Source organism: Streptomyces fructofermentans, assembly GCF_014651055.1.
GTDB lineage: Bacteria > Actinomycetota > Actinomycetes > Streptomycetales > Streptomycetaceae > Streptomyces > Streptomyces fructofermentans.
The window spans coordinates 1-25,913 of record NZ_BMWD01000032.1 but is presented as its reverse complement, the minus strand read 5'-3'; the positions used below and the strand labels follow the sequence as shown (position 1 = coordinate 25,913).

The window sequence follows — 25,913 nt, the reverse complement described above, 5'->3', positions numbered from 1 at the left end:
TCTTGGGGGCGCGGGGAACTGCGCGACGGTCACGGTGGTCCCGGTCACGCCTGAAGGGGCGCGGGGAACTGCGCGGACGGTTCCAGGAGCCCCGGGCACCCCTCCAGGGCCCCCGGCACCCCCAGGCACCCGCGCCGGGGCGGAGCCCCCCGCACCGGCGGAGCCCCCCGCCCGGCGGAGCCGTTACGCTGGAGGCGTGGCAGTCGTCGATGTATCCGAAGAGCTCAAGTCCCTCTCCTCGACCATGGAGTCGATCGAGGCCGTCCTGGACCTCGACAGGCTGAGGGCAGACATCGCCGTGCTCGAGGAGCAGGCGGCGGCGCCGTCCCTGTGGGACGACCCTGAGGCGGCGCAGAAGATCACCAGCAAGCTGAGCCACCTCCAGGCGGAGGTGCGCAAGGCCGAGGCGCTCCGCGGGCGCATCGACGACCTGGCCGTGCTCTTCGAGATGGCCGAGGAGGAGGACGACCCGGACACCCGCGCCGAAGCGGACAGCGAGCTCGTCGCCGTCAGGAAGGCGTTGGACGAGATGGAGGTCAGGACGCTCCTCTCGGGCGAGTACGACTCCCGCGAGGCCCTGGTGAACATCCGCGCCGAGGCCGGCGGCGTCGACGCGGCCGACTTCGCCGAGAAGCTGCAGCGCATGTACCTGCGCTGGGCCGAGCAGCGCGGCTACAAGACGGAGATCTACGAGACCTCGTACGCGGAGGAGGCCGGCATCAAGTCGACCACCTTCGCCGTCCAGGTCCCCTACGCCTACGGGACGCTCTCCGTGGAGCAGGGCACCCACCGCCTCGTGCGCATCTCGCCCTTCGACAACCAGGGGCGCCGCCAGACCTCCTTCGCCGGTGTGGAGGTGCTGCCCGTCGTCGAGCAGACCGACCACGTCGAGATCGACGAGTCCGAGCTGCGCGTGGACGTGTACCGCTCCTCGGGCCCCGGCGGCCAGGGCGTGAACACCACCGACTCCGCGGTGCGGCTGACCCACATCCCCACCGGCATCGTCGTCTCCTGCCAGAACGAGCGGTCGCAGATCCAGAACAAGGCCACCGCGATGAACGTGCTCCAGGCCAAGCTGCTGGAGCGGCGCCGCCAGGAGGAGCAGGCCAAGATGGACGCCCTCAAGGGCGACGGCGGCAACTCCTGGGGCAACCAGATGCGTTCGTACGTCCTGCACCCGTACCAGATGGTCAAGGACCTGCGTACGGAGTTCGAAGTGGGCAACCCCGAGGCCGTGTTCAACGGTGAGATCGACGGGTTCCTCGAAGCCGGAATTCGCTGGCGCAAGCAGCAGGAGAAGTAGAGGGCATTCGCAGACGTCGTTTTATCGACAGGGCAACTACCGTGCGCCAGGCGGTGGTTGCCCTTTCTGCTGGGCGGTGTCTGGGTTCTGCGTCACAGTCACATGTTGTCGTGCCGGTCATATGGCCTTGATCTGGACATGGCGGTCGCAACGACCTTGACGCTGCTCTGAAAAGTGGGAAGGCTGACGCGCGGCATGCGTACTTCTGGGGCGCAAGCGAACCGGGGGCCTCACCGAACCACCCCCCGAGGTCGCCGCCCCGGACGCTGCACCACTGACGATGAGCTACTGGGGGTAGCAACCAGATGACCAAGAAGACGCGCATTCGTGTCGCGCGGATAGCCGCCGGCGCCGTGATCGCCGCCGGTGCCTCGCTGACCGCCGCCGGTGCCGCTTCGGCTCTCGACGTCGGCGTCAACGTCGGCGCGGACGGTGTCGGTGTCGGCGTCGCGGTCGAGGACCCGACCGACGAGCCCACCGACCCGGCCGATCCCACCGACGAGCCGACCGTGATCCCGTCGGACGAGCCGACCGAGGAGCCGACCGACCCGACGGAGGAGCCCACCGAACCCACGGAGGAGCCGACCGACGAGCCCACCGACGAGCCCACCGCCCCGGGCGGCGGCACCGGCGGCAACGGCAGCGGCGGCAACGAGGCCGACCCCGACGGCGGCGGCTCCAAGCCCGTCGAGCAGGGCGCCGGCAAGGAGGCACTGACCGACACCGGCTCGGACACCTCCGCCCAGGGCACCGGCGACGAGCTGGCCGAGACCGGAGCCGCCGAGAACATCACGTTCCTGCTGATCGGAGCGGCGACGATGATCGCCGGAGGCATCGGCTTCCGGATGCTGCCGCGCCTGATGGACGGCCGGGGTGCCGCCGCCTGACGCGACGCGTCACAGGTGACGGACACCACAGGAGTCCGTACGCGGGAAGGGCCCGGAGCGCACCGCTCCGGGCCCTTCCCGTATGTCCTCGTGTCCCGCGGGCGTCGTCCTCGTGCGGCGCGCTCCGGCCCGGGAGGCTCCTAGGCGGTCTGGTGGGCCAGCAGCGCCACGGCCGCGATCAGGACGGCGAGCAGCGCGATGAGCGCCATCGGGTTGAGCCCGCCGAAGGGGCCCTCGTGCTGCAGCCGCTCGCGGTTCGCGCGGCAGACGGGGCAGCGGCCTTCGTTCACGGGCGCGGCACAGTTCGCGCACACCAGCCGGTCGTACGTCATGCGCTTGCCCTCCTTGCACCGGTTCCACGTACACAACGCTGTCGGGAACGCGAACGTTCCCCCTCCACTGTGCCAGGTTCCGGGGGAATCGGCGCGGCTCGCCTTATCCTGCCCCGGCGCTCCGCCGGTTAGGCGGGGAAATCCCCCTTTGGGGAGGGGGTGCGGGGGAGTGGCCGGGAACGCCCGGCGGCGTCCGGCGCGGGTGCCGGCCGCGCGTCCACCGCTCCCGCCGCGGGCGGCACCCCGCGCCCGCGCGGACGGGCAGGCACAAAAGCACACAAGCCTTGCGCAACCCAGACCGGTGCCTGCGGTGGCGCACCCGGTTCGCGTATGGTCACGCTCATCTACCCCCGACGGCCTGTGGTGCATCCGTGATCCGATTCGACAACGTGTCCAAGGTCTACCCCAAGCAGACCCACCCCGCGCTGCGGGACGTCTCCCTGGAGGTCGAGCGCGGCGAGTTCGTGTTCCTGGTGGGCTCCTCGGGCTCCGGAAAGTCCACCTTCCTGCGGCTGATACTCCGCGAGGAGAGGTGCAGCCACGGCCAGGTGCACGTGCTGGGCAAGGACCTCGCCCGCATCTCCAACTGGAAGGTGCCGCAGATGCGCCGCCAGCTGGGGACCGTGTTCCAGGACTTCCGGCTCCTGCCGAACAAGACGGTCGCCGAGAACGTGGCCTTCGCGCAGGAGGTCATCGGCAAGTCGCGCGGCGAGATCCGCAAGTCCGTGCCCCAGGTGCTCGACCTCGTCGGCCTCGGCGGCAAGGAGGACCGGATGCCCGGCGAGCTCTCCGGCGGTGAGCAGCAGCGTGTGGCGATCGCGAGAGCCTTCGTCAACCGTCCCAAGCTGCTGATCGCGGACGAGCCCACCGGAAACCTCGACCCGCAGACCTCCGTCGGCATCATGAAGCTGCTCGACCGGATCAACCGGACCGGCACCACCGTCGTGATGGCGACGCACGACCAGAACATCGTGGACCAGATGCGCAAGCGCGTCATCGAGCTGGAGAAGGGCCGTCTCGTCCGCGACCAGGCGCGCGGCGTCTACGGCTACCAGCACTGACCGCCCCCGCTCCGCGCCCGTCCACGGAAAGGCCCAAACAGACGCCATGCGCGCCCAGTTCGTTCTGTCGGAGATCGGTGTCGGTCTCCGCCGCAATCTGACGATGACCTTCGCGGTCGTCGTCTCGGTCGCCCTGTCCCTCGCCCTGTTCGGCGGCTCGCTCCTCATGAGCGACCAGGTGAACACGATGAAGGGGTACTGGTACGACAAGGTCAACGTCTCGATCTTCCTCTGCAACAAGAGCGACGCGGAGTCCGACCCCAACTGCGCCAAGGGAGCGGTCACCACCGAGCAGAAGAAGCAGATCGAGACCGACCTCGGCAAGATGCCCGTGGTCGAGAACGTCGACCACGAGTCGAGCGACGAGGCCTACAAGCACTACAAGGAGCAGTTCGGCGACTCCCCGCTGGCCGCCTCGCTCACCCCGGACCAGATGCAGGAGTCGTTCCGCATCAAGCTGAAGGACCCGGAGAAGTACCAGGTCATCGCGACCGCCTTCGACGGCCGTGCCGGAGTGCAGTCCGTGCAGGACCAGAAGGGCATCCTCGACAACCTCTTCGGGCTGCTCAACGGCATGAACTGGGCCGCCCGCGCGGTGATGGCGATGATGCTCGTCGTGGCGCTGATGCTGATCGTCAACACCGTGCGCGTGTCCGCGTTCAGCCGTCGGCGTGAGACCGGGATCATGCGCCTGGTGGGCGCCTCCGGGTTCTACATCCAGGCGCCGTTCATCGCGGAGGCCGCGGTCGCCGGACTGATCGGCGGCGGTGTCGCGTGCGCCTTCCTGCTGATCGCCCGGTACTTCATCATCGACCACGGCCTGGCCCTGTCGGAGAAGCTGAACCTGATCAACTTCATCGGCTGGGACGCCGTGCTCACCAAGCTGCCGCTCATCCTCGCGACGAGCCTGCTGATGCCCGCGCTCGCCGCCTTCTTCGCGTTGCGCAAGTACCTGAAGGTGTGACACATGCCAAGAGGGCCGTACCGGCAACAGCCGGTACGGCCCTTCTCGTTGTCCTAGACTCACCGGCATGTCAGGCCGCGACCTGTTCTGTCAGCCCCGCCGCATCCGCCGCGGGGCGGCCCTGACGTTGGTCTTCGCCGGCGTGCTCGCCACGGGCGCGGCCACCGGCTCGTTCGACGGATCCGGCCGGAACGGCGCGTCCGCGCGCGAGGGGGCGCACGCCCCCGCCGGCCACCGGGACGACGTCGTCGACGCGGCCGCCGAGGCGGCGGCCGACGGCAAGTCCCCCGTGGAGGCCGCCGAGCGCGCGGTCAGCCGCAGCGGCGACCGCTGGGGCGCGGTGTACTCGCGCGGCGAGTACGAGGAGTTCGAGGACGCCCTCGACGGCCAGTACACGGGCGTGGGCCTGTGGGCGCGGCGGGAGAGGGACGGCCGCATCGAGGTGACCCGGGTGCAGGCCGGCTCGCCCGCGCGGACCGCCGGCATCCGCAAGGGCGACCGGCTGCGCAGTGTCGACGGCCACAGCGTCGACGGCAGGCCCGTCACCGAGGTCGTCTCCTTACTCAGGGGCGACGCCACCGACGCGTCCGCCGGGACGACCGTCGCCCTGGGCCTGGAGCGTGACGGCCGCGCGTGGAACGAGACCCTGCGCCGGGCCCGGCTCTCCACGGACTCCGTCACGGTCAGGGAGCTCGCCGACGGCGTGAGCGTGATCAAGGTCGACGCCTTCACCAAGGGCTCGGGCGACCTCGTACGGACCGCCGTGGCCGCCGCGGAACCGGACGCCGGGATCGTCCTGGACCTGCGGGGGAACTCCGGCGGCCTGGTCACCGAGGCCGTCACCACCGCCTCCGCCTTCCTCGACGGGGGCCTCGTCGCCACGTACGACGTCGACGGCGACCAGCGGGCCCTGCACGCCGACCCCGGCGGCGACACGACCAGGCCGCTCGTGGCGCTGGTCGACGGCGGCACGATGAGCGCGGCCGAACTGCTCACCGGCGCCCTCCAGGACCGGGGCCGAGCGGTCGTCGTCGGCTCCAGGACCTTCGGCAAGGGCTCGGTGCAGATGCCCAGCAGGCTGCCCGGCGGTTCGGTCGCCGAGCTGACGGTCGGGCACTACCGCACCCCCTCCGGGCGCAGTGTGGACGGCCGCGGCCTCACCCCCGACGTGGAGGCCGAGGCGGGGGCGCTGAAGCGGGCCGAGACCATGCTGAGCGGGCTCGGGGACGCCTCGTAGCCCGGAGCGCGGGCCCGCGCGGCCGACCGTCCGACGACCGCGAAATGGGCTTTCCCTCCGGCCCCCCTGTAGTGCGAAAATGGCCAGCACTATGAGCAAGGGCATGTACGTACCGAAAGAGTCCCAGCCCAAGCAGGGCGGGGCGGCCGCCGGCAAGGCCAAGGACGGCAAGCGCAAGATCGTCGCGCAGAACAAGAAGGCGCGCCACGACTACGCGATCATCGACACCTACGAGGCCGGGCTCGTGCTCACCGGCACCGAGGTGAAGTCGCTGCGCCAGGGCCGCGCCTCGCTGACCGACGGCTTCGTCCAGATCGACGGGAACGAGGCGTGGCTGCACAACGCCCACATCCCCGAGTACAGCCAGGGCACGTGGACCAACCACACGGTCCGCCGCAAGCGCAAGCTGCTGCTGCACCGTGAGGAGATCGACAAGCTGGCGTCGAAGTCGGAGGAGACGGGCCACACGATCGTTCCGCTGGCCCTGTACTTCAAGGACGGCCGGGCGAAGGCGGAGATCGCGCTCGCCCGGGGAAAGAAGGAGTACGACAAGCGTCAGACGCTGCGGGAGAAGCAGGACCGGCGCGAGTCGGACCGGGCGATCGCCGCGGCCAAGAGGAAGCAGCGGGGCGAGTAGGGCGGGTCGCGTGCGGCCCGCGGGAAACAGGGTGGCATCGTCGCGCGTCGGTCACGTACGATGGCACCAGTGCCCCTTCGAGGGTGCGGATTTTGAAAAAACAACATGGGGATGATCGGTTTCGACAGCGGCTGTCGAAGCAGGGGAAGCGAGCCGAGGAAGCGGCAATGATCTCGTTAACCATATGTCGCAACAAATAATCGCCACTTCCAAGAGCGATTCCCAGTCCTTCGCCCTCGCTGCCTAATAAGCAGTGAGTGAAGGACCCTTAATGGGTGTCAGACCGGGGATGTTCCCGACCCGGACCCTGGCATAATCTAGGGGACTAAACCGTCGAGCCCGGTCACGGGGTTCGGCGGGAAACCAAACAGTGACTGAGCCCGTCGGAGACTTGTTCGCGTGATCTCCGGGGCTGAGAAAATCGCAGCGAACTGCGCTCGGAGAAGCCCTGATTCTGCACCGTTGGACGCGGGTTCGATTCCCGCCATCTCCACAATTCCCATGTGAGGCGAAGGCCCCGCTGCCCAGGCAGCGGGGCCTTCGCCGTGTCACGGGCCCGTGCGGGCCCCCTGTGCGGCGGGCGCGTCCTGCTGGATGCTGCTGTGGCATGAGAAGACCCAAGAGAGCACACAACTCCCGCGGGCGCCGGTGGACCTGGGCGGTCGTCGTGGGGCTGCTGGTGGCCGTGCCCGGATGGAGCGCGCCGGCCGGGGCGGACGCGGGGAGCAGCGGGCTCCCGGAGGCCGTCGACACGATTCTCGGGGACGGCAGGCTGGAGGGCGGCACGGCGAGCGTCGTGATCGCCGACGCCACGAGCGGTGAGGTGCTCTACCGGCACCGGCCGACCGAACGCCTCATGCCCGCCTCCAACACCAAGCTGACCACGTCGGCGGCCGCCATGGAACTCCTCGGCCCGGAGTACCGCTTCACCACGGACGTCCTCGCCACCGGGCGGCGGCAGGGCACCGCCCTGAAGGGCGACCTGTACCTGCGCGGCACGGGCGACCCGACCGCCCTGGCCGCGGACTACGACGGGCTGGCGGCACGCGTCGCCGCGTCGGGCGTCACCCGTGTCACCGGACGGCTCGTCGCCGACGACACCCGCTTCGACCGGGCACGGCTCGGCCGTTCCTGGGCCGCCGACGACGAGTCCTCGTACTACTCGGCGCAGATCTCCGCGCTGAGCGTCGCCCCGGACGCCGACTACGACACCGGGACCGTGATCGTGCAGGTCGCTCCGGGTGCCGCGGCCGGTGACGAGCCCGTCGTCACCGTGACGCCGAGGACCGCGTACGTCGACGTCGACGTGTCGGCCACCACGGTCGCCGCGGGCGGGGCGAACGACCTGACCGTGGAGCGCGGGCACGGGAGCGGCACGATCACCGTCGCCGGTACGACACCGGTCGGCGGCCCGGGCGCCAAGGAGTGGGTCACGGTGTGGGAGCCCACCGGGTACGCGGCCGCCGTGTTCCGTGACGCGCTGGCCGCGCACGGGGTGCGGGTGACCGGGCCCACCCGGCTGGGGCGGGCCACCCCCGAGGGGGCGCGGCTCCTCGCCTCGCACGACTCGATGCCCCTCAAGGACCTGCTGGTCCCGTTCATGAAGCTGTCGAACAACATGCACGCCGAGGTCCTCACCAAGGCCATGGGGTACGAGGCGGCGGGGGAGGGGAGTTGGAGCGCCGGGCTCGCCGCCGTCACCGGCTACGCGAAGGGCGTCGGCGTCGACACGGGAAGGCTGCGGCAGGCGGACGGGTCCGGCCTGTCCCGGATGAACGCCTTCACCGCCGGGCAGTTCGCGACGCTGCTGCTCGCGGTGCGGGACGAGCCCTGGTACGCCGACTGGTACCGGTCCCTGCCGGTCGCCTGCGCCCCGGACCGGTTCGTGGGCGGCACCCTGCGCACGAGGATGTGCGGGACACCCGCCGCCCTCAACGCGCGCGGCAAGACGGGGTCGTTGACCGGGGCGTCGGCGCTGTCCGGCTATGTGACCGACGCGAGCGGGCGCGAACTCGTCTACAGCGTCGTCCTCAACAACTACCTCGCCGCGTCCGTGAAGCCGCTGGAGGACGCGATCGTGGTGACCCTGGCACGGTCGACGCCCGACGCGGCGGACCCCGCGCGGCCCGCCGGCGCCCGGGGCGCCGAGCGCGCGGCGGACCTGGAGTGCTCGTGGCGCAAGCCGGTCCGGTGCTGAGGGGGCGCTGAGCCGGACGCGGGGCCCGGGACCGCAGGGGTCCCGGGCCCCGCGTGCCCGGCGCCCGGGATGCCCGGGCCGCTAGCCCACGCCGGGTCGCGCGGCTGCCCGGGAGATCGAGAAGGTGGACAGCCGGATGCCGCCCTCCAGCACGAGGTACACGTCCTGCCGTCCCTTCGCGGCGGAGGCGAGCGGGGCGCCGACCTCGGCGTACGTGTACACGGACCCCGTCGCGGGCGCCGTGGCCGTACCGACCAGCCTGCCGGTGGGGGAACCGAGCCGGACCTCCACCTTTCCGCCCCCGCCGGACACCCGGGCACGGAACGTGCCGGCCCGTGCCCCCAGCCCCGTGTCGGCGAAGGAGAGCCACGCCCCGTCGCCGGAGGCGCCCACGGCGGTGCCCCGCGCCCTGGACTCGTCCACCAGCCGTACGCCCTCGTAGTCGTCGAAGTTCTCGGCCCGGGTCACCCGGGACAGGTCACGGGGCGGAATCGTCTCGCCGCGCACGGCGAGTGTGGCCCGGGAGCGGATGTCCCCGGCCGAGGCGCCCACGGCGATGTCGTACGTGCCGCCCTCCACCACCCAGCGGGAGCGGGTGACGTCCCAGTGCGCGAGGTCCTCCTCCGCGAGCGGCAGCCGCACGGTCCTCGTCCGCCCCGGTTCGAGCGAGACGCGGCGGAACGCCTCCAGCTGCCGCAGCGGCTGCTTGTCGCGCGACACCCGCTGGTGGGTGTAGAGCTGCACGACCTCGTCGCCCGCGCGCGTGCCCGTGTTGGTGACGTCGACCTCGTACCCGCCGTCGACGCGCTTCACCTTCCCGTAGCGGAACGAGGTGTACGACAGCCCGTGGCCGAAGGGGTGCAGCGGTTCACCCCGGAAGTACTGGTACGTGCGGTCGTACTTGATGTTGTCGTACTCCAGGATCGACGGCAGGTCGGACTCCGAGCGGTACCAGGTCTGGGTGAGCCGGCCGGCCGGGTTCACGTCGCCGAAGAGCACGTCGGCGAGGGCGTTGCCGGTCTCCTGGCCCGCGTGCGTGGTCCACAGCACCGCCGGAACCTCCTTCTGGAGGGCGCCGATGGTCGTCGGGTAGCTGTTCTCGACGACCACGACGGTGTTCGGATTCGCCCTGCGCACCGCTCTGACCAGCGCCTCCTGCGAGGGTGCGAGCCCCATGTCCTCGCGGTCGTCGTTCTCGCGCCCGTTGATCGCGGGCATCGAGCCGACCACCACGACCGCCGCGTCGCGGCCCTCCACCGCCGCGACGGCCTCCTCCGCGCCGCTGCGGACGACGTCCCGCGTGTAGCGCGCGGCGTCCGCCTCGGGCACCAGGCCGAGTCTGCCGTCGGGTCCCGTCGGACCGAGGTAGACCGGGTTCGACCACCACGGCTCCCGGGTCTCGTAGCCCGCGTACCGCAGCAGAAGGGTGCCGTCGGCCTGCTCCTCCAGCGCGAACTGCTGCTGCACGAACCAGCCGTTGGGCTGCGCCTGGTCGTTGACGAAGCCCGACCAGTCGTAGCCGACGTACTTGCCGTTCGCCGCCGACCGCAGCGTCACGATGCCGGAACCCCAGTCGAACACGTCGAACTCCGCGGCGGTCCCCGCGGCCGGCCCCTCCGCGAGCGGCCCGCCGCCGGCGTCCGCGCCCGCCCTCACGTACGCGCCGCTCTCCGCGTTCCTCAGCGTGATCCGGTCCACGCCCTCGCTGCCGGCCACCGGCCCGCCGAGGCGGGCGGCGATGCCCTCCGCCGGGGTGACCGCGTACGGGAGCGTGCCCGAGTACCAGTCGGTGTACAGGGTGTCGGCGAGCGGGCCGACGACAGCCACGTCCTTCGCGGAGGCCTTCAGGGGCAGCGCGCCCGTGTTCTTCAGCAGCACCGCCGCGTCGGCCGCCGCCTCGCGGGCCAGGGCGCGGTGGGCCGGGCTGTTCACCACGGACGCGTCGACGGACCCGTACCGCCCGCCGCCGGGGTCGAACTCGCCGAGCCTCACCCGTACACCGAGGATGTGCCCGGCCGCGGCGTCCACGTCCGACTCTTCCAACAGGCCTTTCTCCAGGGCCGTTTCGACGGACGCCGTCGTCGGTCCCGCGTTCGTGTCGTCCGTCGTGAAGCTGTCGACGCCCGCCTTCAGCGCCGCCGCGTTCCCCTCGGCGAGCGTCTCGTAGTACTTCTGGCTGCCGGTGCCGGCCAGATTGTTCGGCGCGTACGCGTCCGTGACGTTCAGCAGCCCGCGCGGGGACCGTCCGCGCAGCTCGTCCAGCGCCGGATTCACCGTCGCGGGACGGCCGTTGACCAGGTTGTACGAGGACATCACCCCGGTCGCCGCACCTGCCTCGACCGCGGGCGTGAACGCCGGCTCCTCGTACTCCTTGAGCACTCGCGGGCGCAGGTCGGAGGAGGTGGTGGTGCGGTCCACCTCGTTGTTGTTGCCGAGGAAGTGCTTGAGCGTGGGCGCCGTCCTGAGATGGTCCGGATCGCCACCGGTCAGTCCCGTGCCGTACGCGGTGGCCATCGAGCCGGTGAGGTACGGGTCCTCCGAATAGCCCTCCTCGTTTCGGCCCCAGCGCGGGTCGCGCAGCGGATTGACCACGGGCGCCCACACGTTGAGGCCCCAGCCGGCCGGACGCTCCCGCTGGAACCCGCGCACCTCGTCGCCCACCGCCGAGCCCACCCGCTCGACCAGCGCGGGGTCCCACGTCGACGCGAGCCCCAGGGCCTGCGGGAAGACGGTCGCCTCCCCGAGCCAGGCCACCCCGTGCAGCGCCTCGGTGCCGGTCCTGAACGCCCGGATGCCGAGACGGGGGATCGCCGGCTGCCACTGGTGGAGCAGGGACACCTTCTCGTCGAGTGTGAGACGGGACAGCAGGTCGTTTACGCGGGCGGCGGTGGGCAACCGCGGATCGCGGAAGGGGTACGGGGGCTCGTCGGCCCCCGCCGGTCCTGCGGCACCGAGGCCGCCGATCAGGGCCAGCGCCAGGACGACCGCGGTGCCCGGTCTCCTCCCGCTCCCCGTGCCCCTCGCGCCGCTCCCGCCGCGTCCGCGGCTCGTGCCCCTCGTGCGGATCGTGCCTTTTGCGCCTCTCGTGCCTCTCGTGCCTCTCATGTCACGGCTCCTCGGGCCAGTGGCTTGCAAGGTCAGGGACGCGGCACCGTGCTCGCCCGCACGGTCAGCCGCGGGGACAGCAGGGTCGCCTCCGGTACGGCGGCTCCGCCGAGCTTCCTCATCAGCAGGTCCACCGCCCCGGCGCCCACCTCGGCGGCGGGTATGGCGACGGAGGTGACCGGGACGCGGGCCCGCCCGGCCACCTCGTCCGGGCAGATGGCCGTGACCGACAGGTCCCCGGGCACGCGCAGGCCCATCGCCTCGAACGCGTCGATGAGCGGCTCCAGGACCGGCTCGTTGTGCACGACGACACCCGTCAGGGCGGGCCGCTCCCGCAGGAGCAGTTCGGCCACCCGCCGGGCCGCGGCAGGGCCCGCCTCGCACGGGTGCACCGAGGAGGACAGCCCGCACCGGTCGGCCGCCGCGGTGAAGCCCCGGACGACCCGCTGCGCGAACCCCGTCCCCCGCACGTACACCTCGGGCGGCGAGCCCACGAGTGCGACCACCCGGTGCCCGAGCCCCGCCAGATGCTCGACGCACAGCTCGCCCGCCGCCGCGAAGTCCAGGTCGATGCAGGTCAGCCCGGCGGGCTCGGCCGGGAAGCCGATGAGCACCGACGGGCGGTCCAGGGCGCGCAGCAGCGGCAGCCGTCCGTCGTGCAACTGGACGTCCATCACGATGAGCGCGTCCACGAGGGCCGTGTCCGCGACCCGCCGCAGCCCGTCCCCGCCCTCCTCCTGCGTGAGCAGCAGCACGTCGTGGTCGTGCCGCCGGGCGGCCGTCACCACGGACACCGCGAACTGCATCACCACCGGCACATGGATGCCCGCCCGCAGCGGCACGACCAGCGCGAGCACGTTCGACCTGCTGCTCGCCAGGGCCCGGGCGCCGGCGTGCGGCCGGTAGCCCAGCTCGCGGATGCTGGCCTCGACCCGCTGCCTGGTCTCCTCGGAGATCGGGCGCTTGCCGCTCAGCGCGTACGACACCGTGCTGGGGGACACGCCGGCGTGCCGCGCCACGTCGGTGATCTTCACCATGCCGGTCCCCGCCCCCGCCCCGGTTCCCCGGCGCGCGGCTCCCGGGCCTCCGGCTCCAGTTCGAGCGACAGGAAGCCGGTCCCGGCCGCCGCCCGCGCGGTCCGGCCGCCCGCCGCCAGCGCCCACGGTGCCGACGGGTCGCTCGACGAGGCCCGCAGGGTGTCCCCCTCGCGCACGACGGTGAAGGCGGTGCCGGCCACGGAGAGCGTGACCTGGGCGCCCCGCTCCAGGGCGTACGCGTGCAGGGTGACCCCGTCCGCGTACGGATAGTCCGGCCGGTCGTCGACGGCGCCGACCGGGACCACCGCGCCGGGCCTGACGAGCAGCGGCACGCTCAGGAAGCCGTGCCGTTCACGGACCCAGCGGGGGCCCGTCTCCCGCCGCCCGGTCAGGAAGTGGGTCCAGGTCCCCTCGGGCACGTAGTACGACACCTCGCCCTCGTCGGAGAACACCGGCGCGACCAGCAGGTCGGGGCCGAGCATGTACTGCCGTTCCAGATGGGCGCACCCGGGGTCGTCCGGGAACTCCAGGACCATGGCGCGCATCATCGGCACGCCCTCCGTGTGCGCGGTGCGGGCCGCCTCGTACAGGTAGGGCATCAGCCGCAGCTTGAGCCGGGTGAACAGCCGCAGGACGTCCACGGCCTCCTCGTCGAACAGCCAGGGGACCCGGTAGGACGAGGAGCCGTGCAGCCTGCTGTGCGAGGACAGCAGTCCGAACGCGATCCACCGCTTGAAGAGCGCGGGTGTCGGCGTGCCCTCGAAGCCGCCGATGTCGTGGCTCCAGTAGCCGAACCCGGACAGCCCGAGCGACAGCCCGCCGCGCAGCGACTCCGCCATCGACTCGTAGGTCGCCTCGCAGTCGCCGCCCCAGTGCACGGGGAACTGCTGGCTCCCCGCGGTCGCCGAACGGGCGAAGACGACGGCCTCCTCCTCGCCCCGGTGCTTGCGCAGCACGTCGAAGACGGTCCGGTTGTACAGGTACGAGTAGTAGTTGTGCATCCGCTCGGGGTCGGCGCCGTCCGCGTACGCCACGTCGACCGGGACCCGCTCCCCGAAGTCGGTCTTGAAGCAGTCGACGCCCTGGTCGAGCAGTGCCGCGAGCTTCGACGCGTACCAGTCCCGGGCCGCCGGACCGGTGAAGTCCACCAGGGCCATTCCCGGCTGCCACAGGTCCCACTGCCAGACACCGCCGTCCGGCCTGCGCAGCAGGTGTCCCAGCTCCTTCCCCTCCGCGAAGAGCGGGGAGCGCTGCGCGATGTACGGGTTGATCCAGACGCAGATGCGCACTCCGCGCTCCTTGAGGCGGGCCAGCATCCCCCGCGGGTCGGGGAAGACCCGCGGGTCCCACTCGAAGTCGCACCAGTTGAACTCCCGCATCCAGAAGCAGTCGAAGTGGAAGACCGACAGCGGGAGTTCGCGCTCCTTCATGCCGTCGATGAAGGAGCTGACGGTGGTCTCGTCGTACGAGGTGGTGAAGGACGTCGACAGCCACAGCCCGAACGACCAGGCGGGCGGCAGCGCGGGGCGCCCGGTGAGCGCCGTGTACTTGCGCAGGATCTCCTTCGGAGTGGGCCCGTACACGACGTAGTACGTGAGCTGCTGGGTCTCCGCGCTGAACTGCACACGGGACACCGCCTCGGAGCCGACCTCGAAGGACACCCGGCCCGGATGGTCGACGAAGACGCCGTAGCCCGCGTCCGTCAGATAGAACGGCACGTTCTTGTACGCCTGTTCCGTGGCGGTGCCGCCGTCGGCGTTCCACATGTCGACGACCTGGCCGTTCTTGACCAGCGGCCCGAACCGCTCGCCGAGCCCGAAGACATGGGTGCCCACGCCCAGGTCGAGCTGCTCGCGCAGGTAGTGCCCGCCGCCGGCGGTGTCCCGCATGATGCCCATGCCCTTGGGGCCGCTGGTGGTGAGCGTGCGGCCGTCCGCGAGGAAGTCCACGTGCCACGGCCCGGACCTGGCCACCCTGACGGACAGGGCGCCCGAGGTGAGCGTCGCGGACTCCTCGTCGTACCCGGCGTGGGCCGCGAACTCCTCGTGCCCCAGCTCGAACCGCGGACCGCGCGGCTCCTCGCCCTCGAAGTGGGTGAACGTGACGCCGATGACGTCCGGCATCGGCGCGTGCGCGCTGATCGTCACGACCGGTCCCTTCAGCAGGTCGCCGCGGTGGCGGATGGGCTGGGTCGGCGCGTGGATCTCCAACGTGCCCTGCCCGGCCGTCACATCGAGCACCTCGACCGGGTGGGCGGCGCTCACGCCCTCCCGCAGCAGCCAGTAGCCGTCGGTGAACTTCACACGCACACCCCTTACTTGACGGCACCCACGGCGATGCCGCGGGTGAGTGTCCGCTGGAAGACGAGGAAGAAGACGATGGCGGGCAGCACGCCCAGCAGGGCCGCCGCGTTCGTCATCGTGGCGTCCATCAGGCGCTGTCCCTGGAGGACGCCGAGCGCCACCGAGACGGTCTGGTTGTCGTTGGAGATCAGCATGACCAGGGGGAGCAGGAACTCGTTCCAGGTCCACACGAAGAAGAAGACGAGCAGGACGCCGAGGGTCGGCCGGCTGACCGGGACCACGATCCGCCACAGCACCTGCCACGCGTTCGCCCCGTCGATCCGGGCGGCATCGACGATCTCGCGGGGGAACCGGCCGAGCACCGCCGCCAGCAGATACGTACCGAACGCGGCCTGGATCACGGTGAAGACGATGACCACGCTCAGCCGGGTGTCGTACAGCCCGGCCTCCTTGCTCAGGTGGTAGACGGGGTAGACCAGCGCCTCCTGCGGGAGGGTGTTCGCCAGCACGAAGAAGGCGAGCACCCAGGCGCGGCCCCTGATCCGGCCGATGCCGATCGCGTACGCGTTCAGTACGGACAGGACGACCGCGAGCACGGCCACACTGCCGCTGATCAGCACGGAGTTGAGCAGTTTCTGCCCGAAGTCGACGCGCTCCCAGAAGTCCTTCAGGCCGTCCAGGTACAGCCCGTCCGGAAGGCTGAGCGGACCGCCCGCCGAGTACTCGGCCGGAGACTTCACCGCGTTGACGGCGACGATCAGGAACGGCAGCACCATGAACAGCGCCCCGACGGCCAGGGCGACCAGCACGGGGTACCGGGAGAGGACCGCGGAACGCGGCCGGCCCGCCGGGCGGCGTACGGCGCTCATCGCGCGACTCCTTCCTCGGCGTCCTCCACGCGGGTCTGCCACCGCAGCCCCGCCACGGCCAGCGCCAGGATGATCACGGTCAGCACGGTGGAGACCGCCGCGCCGTAACCCACCTGCGTCTTCTCGAAGAAGGTGGTGAAGGAGAAGTACGACGGCACCTCGGTCGCGCCGCCCGGGCCGCCCTTGGTGAGCACGTAGACCGCGCCGAAGACCTTGAGCGCGGCGATCGTGCACCACAGCAGGACCACATGGATCTCCGGGCGGATCTGCGGCAGCGTGACGTGCCGGAACCGCCGCCACCAGCCCGCGCCGTCCAGCTCGGCCGCCTCGTGCAGCTGAGGGTCCACGCGCTGGAGCCCCGCCATGAAGACGACCAGCGGGAAGCCGAGCTGGACCCACACCATCACGCCCATGACGCTGTACAGCGCGAGGTCCGGGTCGCCCAGCCAGTCCCGCTGCCACGAGCCGAGGTGCAGGACGCTCAGCAGCTCGTTCAGCGCCCCGTTCTCCGGCGCCAGGATCCAGCTCCACACGATGCCCGCCACCGCGATCGGCAGCACCTGCGGAAGATAGAAGCAGGCGCGCAGCACCGAGGCCGTCCGGGTCCCGAAGTGCCGGCCGACGAAGTCGAACAGGGCGGCCGCGAGGACCAGGCCGACGGCGGTGGGCACCACGGCCATCGCGACGACCATCAGGAGGCTGTGCCGGAAGGACGCCCAGAACTCCGAGTCGTCCAGCAGCTCGCGGTAGTTGGCGAGCCCGGTCCACCGCGGGGTGCCCACCCCCTGCCACTCGGTGAAGCTCACGCCGGTGTTCATCAGGAACGGCACGACGACGACCGCGAGGAACGCGAGGGCGCCGGGCAGCAGGAACAGCGCGTACGGGTCGCGGGACCGGCGCGGACGGCGCGGGCGGTGCGGGTCCCGCTTCCTGCGGACCGCCCGCCCGCCCCGTTCGACGGTGACCGTCATGTCTTCGGTACGCCCTTGTCGTACGCCTTCTGCACGGCGTCCAGGTAGGCGTCCGGGGTCGCGTCGCCCGTGATGAGCTTCTGCGTCTCGGAGACGAGGACGTCGTAGAAGCCGGGCACGGGCCAGTCCGGGTAGAAGGCCAGGCCGTCCCTCTCCGCGAGGGTGTTGAAGTTCTCGATCAGCCCCTTGGCCCGCGGGTCCGTGATCGCGGCGGGATCGGCGGCGACCGGCACCCCGCCCTTGTTTCCCAGCAGGTTCTGGATCCTCCTCGACATGGTGATGTCGATGAAGTCGTACGCGAGGTCCTTGTTCGCGGCGCCCTTGGGCACCACCCAGAGGTTGCCGCCGGAGCCCAGGGTCATGGCCGAGTCGGGCCACAGGAAGGTGCCCCAGTCGAACTTGTTCTCCGCGACGAAGCGGCCGTACCACCAGCTGCCGGAGAACAGGATCGGGCTCTCGCCCCGGATGAAGGAGACCCCGGCGTCCTCCGCCTTCGTCCCACTGGACTTCTCGCTGATGTAGCCCTTGCGCACCCAGTCGGCGAAGGTCTCGGCGCCGTACGTCCAGGCCGCGTCGTGGAAGTCGCTCTTCCCTTGGTACAGCTCGTAGGAGTCCACCCAGCCGCGGTCCGCCCTCGACAGCGCCAGCTGGTACAGGTACTGCTGCGCCATGTACTCGGCGCCCGCGTTGGCGAGCGGCGTGACGCCCTTGTCGACGAACGCGTCCATGGCCGCGGTCAGCTCGCCGAACGTCCTCGGTTCGGCCACGCCGTGCTTCTCGAAGAGGTCCTTGTTGTAGAAGACCATCGTGTACTCGGCGTAGTTGGGGATGCCGTACCACTTGCCGGACCCCATCACACCGCGGGCGTCGTACTGGCTGGTGGTCCGCACGCTCGCGCTGATCTTCCTGTCCCAGCCGCGCTCGGCGGCCTCGGCGGACAGATCGGTGAGCAGCCCCTGCTTGGACAGCAGGCCGGCCGTGGCGTTGCCCTTGTTGTACTCCATGAGGTCGGGCGCGTCACCCGAGTTGAGGACCATCGGGGCGGTCTTCTGGATCTGTTCGAAGCCCTTCTCCTCGAACTTCACCTCCACGCCCGGATGCGTCCTCTCGAACTCCTCGATCGCCGCGTTCCAGGCCAGGCCCATCGCGCTGTCGGGGCCCTCGTAGTGCCACAGCCTGAGTGTCTTCCCGTCGGAGGACCCACTGTCCGAGCCGCCGCAGGAGGCCAGCAGCAGGGTTCCGCACAGAACCGCCGCAGCCGTCGCCATCACACGCCTTCGTGCCGTCAACATCCAGTGCCTCCAGGGGAGTCGGATGGCTCACTGTCCAGGTGAGTCGTGTTCGCCGCGCTCGTCGTGCCCGTCGCGGGGGTCGCCCCGCGGGGTGCGTCGAATCGATTCGACACAGGACGTCGAAGCGCTTCGACGGGGGAAGGTATGTGGGGGGCGCGTACGCGTCAATGGGATGGACGGGATCCGGAGACGTCCGGCGACTCGGAGGGCTTCGTGCACCCCTGGGACCCCGACGGCTCCGGGGACTCGGAGGGTCCGGCCGCCGCGGGACGTGTGCGGCTCCCCGGACGGCCGAGGGCCCCGGCGACCGCTCCCGTCACCGCCCGGGAGGTGGCCGCCGCGATCAGCAGCGCTGCGGCGGCCGCGGCCACGGGCACCGCGTACCCCGCGGACGCCTCGCCCGTGGGGCCGTGCTCCACCACCCACCCGCCGAGCGCCGACCCGCAGGCGATGCCGCCCAGCAGCCCCGTCACCGCCAGCGTCATCCCCTCGTTCGACCGGCCCTCGGGCGTGCGGTGCTGCACCAGGGTCATCGCGGTGACCATCGTCGGCGCCGTGGCCGTCCCGGCGACCAGCAGTGCGAGGGCCGGCAGGACGAGTCCGCCGGCGAGCGAGGCGGCGAGCAGGGGCAGGGCCATGAGGAGGGTCATCGCGGCGACGCTCACCAGGTACGCGCGCTCCACGGGACCCCGCGGTCCGCGCACTCCGAGGACGAGTCCCGCCGCGCACGAGCCGGCCGCCTGGAGCGCGAGGATCGCACCGGCCGCCGCACGGTGTCCCTGTGCGTCCGCGAACGCGATCGTGACGACCTCCATCGAGCCGAACACCGCGCCGGTGGCGAGGAAGCCGAACAGCAGCGGGGGCATCCCGGGCGCGCGCGCCGGGGACGGCCCGGGCGTCGAGGCGCGGCCTCCGGCGGGCGGTTCCGTGGACCGCTGCGCGGCGAAGACCAGCACCCCGGTGAGCATCAGGACCACCCCGACGAGCGTGCCGGCCTCCGGGAAGAGCGTCCCGCACAGGAACGCTGCCAGTACGGGGCCGAGCATGAAACACAGCTCGTCGGCCGCCTGCTCGAAGGAGTTCGCGGTGTGCAGCCGTGCCGGTTCCCCCTTGAGGAGATGGGCCCAGCGCGCCCGCGACATGCCCCCGGTGTTGGGTGTCGTGGCCGTCGCCGCGTACGCCGCGAACAGGGTCCAGTCGGGCGCCCCGTACCGGACGCACAGCAGCAGCGACAGCGAGCCGAGCGCCGCGAGGGCCGTCGCGGGCACGGCGATCCGCGCCTGGCCGTGACGGTCGACGAGCCGGGCCGTCCAGGGTGCGACGACCGCGGTCGCGGCCAGCCCCGCGGCGGTGACGGCACCGGCGAGCGCGTACGAGCCGCGCGCCCCGGCGATCATGATCACGGCGCTCACGCTGAACATGCCCATCGGCAGACGCGCGATCAGATTCCCGATCGTGAACGCCCGGGTGCCGGGGATGGCGAAGAGCGCGCGGTACGGGTTCCGGGACCGGCGCGTGCGTGGCACGGTCGTCCCGGTCGCGTCGGTCGTCCGGGGCGCGTCGGTCGTGGCGGTCGTCCCGGCCGTCCGGGACGCGTCCGCTGCGGAGGGCGTCCCGGTCGCGCCGGTCGCGTCCGGCCGCCGGGGTTGCGGAAGCCGTGCCGGCCGAGAGGGCTGCGAGGGTCGGGGGGCGTCGCGGTGCGGGGCCGGGTGCTGCGGGGCGTCATGCTTCGGGGTGTCGCGGTGCGGGGCCGGGTGCGGGGCTGGGTGCTGCGGCATGGATCAACGGTCGCCCGGCCCCGCGCCGGGAGTCCAACACCTGATCGACACCCGTTCACGCGTCCGCGTTGTAAATTCCCCGGGTGTCCGCCCACCTCGAACCCCGTCTGCTGCGCGCCTTCCTCGCCGTCGCCGAGGACCTGCACTTCACCCGCGCCGCCGCCCGGCTGTACGTCGCCCAGCAGGCCCTCAGCCGTGACGTGCGGCGCCTGGAGCGGGAACTGGGCGCCGAGCTGTTCGTGCGCAGCACGCGCCAGGTGGCGCTGACCCCCGAGGGCGAGCGGCTGCTGCCGTACGCGCGACGGGCCCTCCAGGCGCAGGACGAGCTGCTCGCCGCGTTCCGGGGGCCGGACACCGAGCGGCCGCTCCTGGTGGACGTGAACACCCCCGGCCTGGTCTCGGGACGCGTGCTCGCCCTGGCCCGCGAACTCGCCCCCGACTGCGAGCTGATGTCCCGCTTCGAGAGCGGCCTCACCGGCGCCGCGGGCGAACTGCTCGCGGGCAGGCTCGACGCGTCCTTCGGGCGGTTCGCCGGCCTGGACCCCGTCCTCCGCGCCCGGCTGGACCACCAGCCCGTGCGCTACGAGCCGATGGCCGTCATCCTCCCCGAGGACCACCGCCTGGCCCCGCTCGACGCCGTACCGCTCGCCGCGCTGGCCGGCGAACAGGTCTACGCGGGCGCCGGCAACCCCCGGACGTTGGAATGGACCGATTTGGCCCGTCAGCTTTTCGAGGGACGCGGAATCGAGGTCGCGGCACCCGCCCCACTGGCCGTCGGGGCCGATGAGTTCCAAAGGATCATGGCCAAGACGCGGACCCCCGTGCTCGCCGTCTGTGACTTTCCGGCCATGCCCACCTCGGTCCTGCGCCCCCTGGTCGACCCCGTCCCCCTGTCACCCGTGTCGCTGGTGTGGCGCAAGGGGCTGGTGCATCGCGGAATCACGGCACTGCGCACCGCGGCCGCGCGCCTCGCGGACGCGGAAGGGTGGCTCAAGCGGCCCGCTGAAGGATGGATTCCGGCCACAGATGCACTCATCATGATGAGCCGGTTCTGACACGTAACTCTCCCTGTTGCGTATGTGCGCTACATTCATGGCCCGGGTGCAGTGTGGTAAAGGGGGCGCTCGGATCGGATGGGGGTCCGGTCCGGACGACGAAAGTGCGAGTGCCCGGGTCGTGTGCGCACCCTTGAACCAGTCCCTGGGGGGATGTGCGTGCGCGTGGAAAATTGGCGGGAAGACGCTCAACCGGGTCGGAGCGGTACCGGCCGCCCGGTCGGGGGTGGAGCCGATCCGTCGGCCCGTCGTGAGGTCGGCGGATCGCCCTTCGGCGACGCCGACCGGCCGTTCCGCGGTGACTCCGGTCACCCCGAGGGATGGTTCGGCGGTGCGGCGGGCCCGTCGGTGCCGCGCCAGAAGATCAACGAGCCGGGTGGCGAAGCAATGACAGGTACGGGACCGGGATTCGGCGAGCCGGGCGGGGCCCGGTCGGATTCCGGCGGGTCCGTCTGGGGCGACCCGGGCACCGACGCCGGCTTCGCGTACGACTCCGACGGCAGCCTCGGCCAGGACTCCTGGCAGGAGGCCCGGCGCCCCGAGCACACCCACGACCCGCACGAGGTCACGATCCAGCTCGACGGCGTGGGCCAGCAGCTCGAGGACTGGCTCGTCCAGCAGGCCAAGGGCGCGCCCAGCGCCCAGGAGCCCTCGGACGGCCCGGTCTTCGTCGACGAGACGGGCCGCCGCAGCCGCAGATACCGCCGGATCGGCATGGCCGTCGGACTGGCCTGCGCCGTCTACGCGGTCGTCATCCTCGCCACGCTCCTGTCCGGCAACTCGAGCGCGCCCTGGCTCCCTGTACCCGGTCAGGACGAGAACAAGCCCGCCGGCAAGGTCGACACCCCGTCGCTCCCCGCCGACTCCGTCGACCCGTCCGGCACGGTCAGCCCCTCCCCGGGCGAGAGCCCGTCGGCCGGCGGCGAGATCACCGGCACACCCGAGGCGAGCGGCTCGGCCGACCCGTCGGCCAGCGTCTCGGGCACGGGCAAGACGTCCGACCCCAAGCCCTCCCAGACCAGCACCAAGCCGGGCAGCAACCCGAAGCCGTCGAACGACCCCGAGCCGACGGACTCCGAACCGGCCACGCCCGACCCGGACCCGACGGAGACCGCCACGGTCGACCCGTCGGACCCGCCTGCCGCGGGTGGCACCGACACCGTCGCCGGTGCACAGCACACTCCCGCGCCGATCGCCGGGACGCCCGACGCCGAGGCCCCTGCCTCCGAACCGGCGCCGCTCACCGTGGCGCTCGCGTCCTCGTCCCTCCAGCACTCCCCGTCCCCGGAGAACATCCTCTGATGGCACCGCGCACCAGCCGCCGCCGCGCAGAGCGAGGCGCCCGGCGCCGACGCCTGCCCATGCGTTACCTGCTCCCCTCGCTCGTCCTCGTCGCCCTCATGGCGATGCTGATGCTGCGCGGATTCGTGCACAGCGAGATCCTCGCCGACCACCGCATCCAGGAGCCCGCCGCCACCGACCGCGTCCCGGACGAGATCCTGGAGGGCGGCCCGGTCATCGACACCCGCGGGGGCAAGGCGGGCAGCCTGTCCCTGCCGGACCACCGCCTGGTCCTCACCTTCGACGACGGACCGGACCCCGAGTGGACCCCCAAGGTCCTCGACGTGCTCAAGAAGCACGACGCGCACGCGGTCTTCTTCGTCACCGGCACGATGGCCTCCCGCTACCCGGACCTCGTCAGCCGCATGGTCGAGGAGGGCCACGAGGTCGGACTGCACACCTTCAACCACCCCGACCTCTCCTTCCAGTCGCATCGGCGCATCGACTGGGAGCTGTCCCAGAACCAGCTCGCGCTCGCGGGCGCGGCCGGTGTCCGCACCTCGCTGTTCCGCCCGCCGTACTCCTCGTTCGCCGACGCCATGGACAACAAGTCGTGGCCGGTCACCCAGTACATCGGCAGCCGCGGCTACATCACCGTCGTCAACAACACCGACAGTGAGGACTGGAAGAAGCCCGGCGTCGACGAGATCGTCCGCCGCGCCACGCCCCAGGGCCGCAAGGGCGCCATCGTCCTGATGCACGACTCCGGCGGCGACCGCCACCAGACCGTCGAGGCACTCGACCGCCTGCTGCCGGACCTCGGCAGGAAGGGCTACGAGTTCGACAACCTCACCGAGGCCCTCGGCGCCCCCAGCGCCCACACGAAGGTCTCCGGACTCGAACTGTGGAAGGGCAAGGCCTGGGTCTACGCCGTCCAGGCCTCGGAGAACACGACCGGCGCGCTCGTCGTCGGCCTCGCTGTCATCGGTGTCCTGGTCTTCGCACGCTTCGGCCTGATGCTGATCCTCTCCGCGCTGCACGCCCGCCGGGTGCGCCGCCGCGGCTTCCGCTGGGGACGGCCCGTCACCGAGCCGGTGTCGGTGCTGGTGCCCGCGTACAACGAGGCGAAGTGCATCGAGAACACGGTGCGTTCGCTCATGGCCGGCGAGCACCCCATCGAGGTCCTCGTCATCGACGACGGTTCGAGCGACGGCACGGCCCGCATCGTGGAGAACCTGCGCCTGCCGAACGTGCGCGTGGTGCGCCAGCTCAACGCGGGCAAGCCCGCGGCGCTCAACCGGGGCATCGCCAACGCGCGTTACGACCTCATCGTGATGATGGACGGCGACACGGTCTTCGAGCCGGCCACCGTCCGCGAACTCGTCCAGCCCTTCGGCGACCCGAGCGTCGGAGCGGTCGCGGGCAACGCGAAGGTCGGCAACCGCAACTCGATGATCGGTGCCTGGCAGCACATCGAGTACGTGATGGGCTTCAACCTCGACCGCCGCATGTACGACATGCTCAACTGCATGCCGACCATCCCGGGCGCGGTCGGCGCGTTCCGCCGCTCCGCCCTCGAACGCGTCGGCGGCATGAGCGAGGACACCCTCGCCGAGGACACCGACATCACGATGGCCATGCACCGCGACGGCTGGCGGGTCGTGTACGCGGAGAACGCCCGCGCCTGGACCGAGGCGCCGGAGTCCGTCCAGCAGCTCTGGTCGCAGCGCTACCGCTGGTCGTACGGCACCATGCAGGCCATCTGGAAGCACCGCAGGGCGGTCATCGAACGGGGCCCGTCGGGCCGCTTCGGCCGGATCGGCCTCCCGCTGGTGGCGCTGTTCATGATCGTGGCGCCGCTGCTGGCACCGCTGATCGACGTGTTCCTGCTGTACGGCCTGGTCTTCGGCCCCACGCAGAAGACGGTCGTCGCATGGCTGGGCGTCCTGCTCATCCAGGCGGTGTGCGCCGCGTACGCGTTCCGCCTGGACAAGGAACGCATGACCCACCTGCTCTCGCTCCCGCTCCAGCAGGTCCTCTACCGGCAGCTGATGTACGTCGTCCTGCTCCAGTCCTGGATCACCGCCCTGACCGGAGGCCGTCTGCGCTGGCAGAAGCTGCGTCGCACGGGCGTGGTGGAGGCGCCGGTCGCGGCCCCCCGTGAGCCGGTCCGCGGTGACGAACGGAGGCCGGTGGGATGACGCACGGGCACACCGAACACACCGGACACACCGGACACACCGGGGCCGGCAACGCCTACTGGCCGCCGTACGGCGAGCAGCAGGGCGTCCCGTACCAGCGGACCGGCGAGGCAGGGCACCTGGCAGCCGAGCGGCCGGAACCCGTGACGGAACCCGTCCCGGAGCCGCCGGCGCGGACCGAGCCCGCGCCGAAGGCGAAGAAGCCGGGCCGCGACCGCTATCTGGACCTGCTCCGCTCCATCGCGCTGGTCCGCGTGGTCGTCTACCACCTCTTCGGCTGGGCGTGGCTGACGGTCCTCTTCCCCTCCATGGGCGTCATGTTCGCGCTGGCCGGCTCGCTGATGGCGCGCTCGCTGAAGCGGCCCGCGGCGGGCGTGATCAGAGGCCGGATCCGCAGGCTGCTGCCGCCGCTCTGGGCGTTCAGCGTGGTGGCCCTGGCCCTGATGTTCGCGGGCGGCTGGAACCCCTCCGAGGACCCCGACCACGGGGGCACCTGGGGTCTCATCAGCTTCGTCAACTACTTCGTCCCGATAGGCGCACCGCCCTACCCGTGGAGCCTCGGCGACAAGGCGGGCCTCCTGGAGAACACGTGGGCGGTCCAGGCGGCAGGTCCGCTCTGGTACCTGCGCGCGTACCTGTGGTTCGTGATCGCGTCGCCGCTCCTCGTCTGGGCCTTCCGCCGGGTGCCGTGGGTGACGCTGCTCGCTCCGCTGGGCCTGACGGCCGTGGTCGGCACGGGCCTGGTCACGATTCCGGGCGAGACGGGCAACGCCGTCTCGGACTTCGCGGTGTATGGCAGCTGCTGGGTGCTCGGCATCGCCCACCACGAGGGCTTCCTGGAGAAGGTGCCCCGCTACCTCTCGGTCTCCTGCGCGGTGCTGATCATGGCCTTCGGCCTGTGGTGGGCCTCGGGGCACCTGGGCCCGGACGGCTGGGACCTGAACGACATCCCGCTCGCCCAGGCGACCTGGTCCTTCGGTTTCGTGGTGATCCTGCTCCAGTACTCCCCGTCCTGGCAGGAGCTGCCCGGACGCCTCGCCAAGTGGGACAAGCTGGTGACCCTGTCCAACAACCGGGCCGTCACGATCTACCTCTGGCACAACTTCCTGATCATGGCCACGGTCCCGATCCTCGACCGGCTCTACGAACTCCCGTTCATGGACGACAGCATGGTCTCGGCGCTCGACTCGACGTACGCGATCTGGATGTTCCTCCTGGTGTGGCCGCTGATCGGTCTCACGATCCTCGGGGTGGGCTGGATCGAGGACATCGCGGCGAAGCGGAGTCCGCGGCTGTGGCCCAACGGCGTGCAGCGGAAGGGCTCCCGGCGCAGGTCCTGAGTCCGGCCGGTACGTGAAGTCGGGGCGGGTTCCCCGTCGTGGACGCGGTTGCGTCCACGACGG

At 71.5% G+C, this 25,913-nt stretch carries 19 protein-coding genes and 1 other RNA gene; 12 read left to right on the top strand and 8 right to left on the bottom strand.

Translation table 11 applies throughout. The features are described from left to right. Nucleotides 1-196: 196 nt before the first annotated feature. Together prfB and IE265_RS32495 are read left to right on the top strand one after the other, a co-directional pair. On the top strand, nucleotides 197-1,303 hold the full coding sequence (prfB, locus tag IE265_RS32500) for a peptide chain release factor 2 (protein ID WP_190039346.1): 1,107 nt from the start codon (nucleotides 197-199) through the stop codon (nucleotides 1,301-1,303). Nucleotides 1,304-1,608: 305 nt separating this feature from the next. After that, nucleotides 1,609-2,190: an LPXTG cell wall anchor domain-containing protein gene (locus IE265_RS32495; protein WP_190039345.1), complete on the top strand. Its 582-nt coding sequence runs from the start codon at nucleotides 1,609-1,611 to the stop codon at nucleotides 2,188-2,190. 140 nt (nucleotides 2,191-2,330) lie between these two features. Here the strand turns inward: IE265_RS32495 and IE265_RS32490 are convergent, their stop codons facing one another. Further along, nucleotides 2,331-2,522: a hypothetical protein gene (locus IE265_RS32490; RefSeq protein ID WP_190039344.1), complete on the bottom strand. Its 192-nt coding sequence runs from the start codon at nucleotides 2,520-2,522 to the stop codon at nucleotides 2,331-2,333. A gap of 371 nt (nucleotides 2,523-2,893) precedes the next feature. Between IE265_RS32490 and ftsE the strand changes: the two genes are divergently transcribed. The 6 genes from ftsE to dacB all read left to right on the top strand — a co-directional run bounded on the left by ftsE (nucleotide 2,894) and on the right by dacB (nucleotide 8,618). Next, complete coding sequence (gene ftsE, locus IE265_RS32485; protein WP_190039343.1) at nucleotides 2,894-3,583, top strand: cell division ATP-binding protein FtsE; 690 nt, start codon at nucleotides 2,894-2,896, stop codon at nucleotides 3,581-3,583. Between the two features lie 46 nt (nucleotides 3,584-3,629). Further along, a complete protein-coding gene (gene ftsX, locus IE265_RS32480) occupies nucleotides 3,630-4,547 on the top strand; it encodes a permease-like cell division protein FtsX (RefSeq protein ID WP_190039342.1) in 918 nt (305 codons plus the stop codon). 67 nt (nucleotides 4,548-4,614) lie between these two features. Continuing rightward, nucleotides 4,615-5,784, top strand: coding sequence for a S41 family peptidase (locus tag IE265_RS32475; protein WP_190039341.1), 1,170 nt, complete (start codon nucleotides 4,615-4,617; stop codon nucleotides 5,782-5,784). A gap of 91 nt (nucleotides 5,785-5,875) precedes the next feature. Further along, nucleotides 5,876-6,421 carry an SsrA-binding protein SmpB gene (gene smpB / locus IE265_RS32470; RefSeq protein ID WP_190039382.1) on the top strand — a complete coding sequence of 182 codons (546 nt, stop codon included), beginning with the start codon at nucleotides 5,876-5,878 and terminating at the stop codon, nucleotides 6,419-6,421. A gap of 107 nt (nucleotides 6,422-6,528) precedes the next feature. Then, nucleotides 6,529-6,917, top strand: a transfer-messenger RNA (tmRNA) gene (gene ssrA / locus IE265_RS32465). A gap of 111 nt (nucleotides 6,918-7,028) precedes the next feature. Further along, nucleotides 7,029-8,618 carry a D-alanyl-D-alanine carboxypeptidase/D-alanyl-D-alanine endopeptidase gene (dacB, locus tag IE265_RS32460; protein ID WP_190039340.1) on the top strand — a complete coding sequence of 530 codons (1,590 nt, stop codon included), beginning with the start codon at nucleotides 7,029-7,031 and terminating at the stop codon, nucleotides 8,616-8,618. An 81-nt stretch (nucleotides 8,619-8,699) separates the two neighbouring features. On the opposite strand, the gene IE265_RS32455 is transcribed toward dacB, so the two are convergent. The 7 genes from IE265_RS32455 to IE265_RS32425 form a co-directional block, all read right to left on the bottom strand. Further along, the gene (locus IE265_RS32455; RefSeq protein ID WP_190039339.1) at nucleotides 8,700-11,723 is read right to left on the bottom strand and encodes a glycoside hydrolase family 3 protein; all 3,024 of its coding nucleotides are present in this window, start codon (nucleotides 11,721-11,723) and stop codon (nucleotides 8,700-8,702) included. Between the two features lie 32 nt (nucleotides 11,724-11,755). Next, a complete protein-coding gene (locus tag IE265_RS32450; protein ID WP_190039338.1) occupies nucleotides 11,756-12,760 on the bottom strand; it encodes a LacI family DNA-binding transcriptional regulator in 1,005 nt (334 codons plus the stop codon). Beyond that, complete coding sequence (gene yicI / locus IE265_RS32445) at nucleotides 12,754-15,063, bottom strand: alpha-xylosidase (RefSeq protein ID WP_190039337.1); 2,310 nt, start codon at nucleotides 15,061-15,063, stop codon at nucleotides 12,754-12,756. The genes IE265_RS32450 and yicI overlap by 7 nt, the downstream gene beginning before the upstream one ends. 11 nt (nucleotides 15,064-15,074) lie before the next feature. Then, nucleotides 15,075-15,932 (bottom strand): carbohydrate ABC transporter permease, encoded by an 858-nt coding sequence (locus IE265_RS32440; RefSeq protein WP_190039336.1) that lies wholly within the window; start codon nucleotides 15,930-15,932, stop codon nucleotides 15,075-15,077. Then, nucleotides 15,929-16,903 (bottom strand): carbohydrate ABC transporter permease, encoded by a 975-nt coding sequence (locus IE265_RS32435; protein ID WP_190039335.1) that lies wholly within the window; start codon nucleotides 16,901-16,903, stop codon nucleotides 15,929-15,931. The genes IE265_RS32440 and IE265_RS32435 overlap by 4 nt, the downstream gene beginning before the upstream one ends. Continuing rightward, entirely contained in the window at nucleotides 16,900-18,195 is a 1,296-nt protein-coding gene (locus tag IE265_RS32430; RefSeq protein WP_190039334.1) for an ABC transporter substrate-binding protein, read from the bottom strand. The genes IE265_RS32435 and IE265_RS32430 overlap by 4 nt, the downstream gene beginning before the upstream one ends. Before the next feature lie 164 nt (nucleotides 18,196-18,359). Then, a complete protein-coding gene (locus tag IE265_RS32425; RefSeq protein WP_190039333.1) occupies nucleotides 18,360-19,721 on the bottom strand; it encodes an MFS transporter in 1,362 nt (453 codons plus the stop codon). 335 nt (nucleotides 19,722-20,056) lie between these two features. Here IE265_RS32425 and IE265_RS32420 point away from each other — a divergent pair, with 335 nt between their 5' ends. The 4 genes from IE265_RS32420 (at nucleotide 20,057) to IE265_RS32405 (ending at nucleotide 25,850) form a co-directional block, all read left to right on the top strand. Next, entirely contained in the window at nucleotides 20,057-21,028 is a 972-nt protein-coding gene (locus IE265_RS32420) for a LysR family transcriptional regulator (protein ID WP_229916776.1), read from the top strand. 387 nt (nucleotides 21,029-21,415) lie between these two features. Then, nucleotides 21,416-22,330, top strand: a complete 915-nt coding sequence (locus tag IE265_RS32415) for a hypothetical protein (RefSeq protein WP_190039332.1) — start codon at nucleotides 21,416-21,418, stop codon at nucleotides 22,328-22,330. Then, a complete protein-coding gene (locus IE265_RS32410) occupies nucleotides 22,330-24,510 on the top strand; it encodes a bifunctional polysaccharide deacetylase/glycosyltransferase family 2 protein (protein ID WP_190039331.1) in 2,181 nt (726 codons plus the stop codon). Before IE265_RS32415 ends, IE265_RS32410 begins: the two co-directional genes overlap by 1 nt. Further along, on the top strand, nucleotides 24,507-25,850 hold the full coding sequence (locus tag IE265_RS32405) for an acyltransferase family protein (RefSeq protein ID WP_229916774.1): 1,344 nt from the start codon (nucleotides 24,507-24,509) through the stop codon (nucleotides 25,848-25,850). Before IE265_RS32410 ends, IE265_RS32405 begins: the two co-directional genes overlap by 4 nt. Nucleotides 25,851-25,913: the final 63 nt, after the last annotated feature.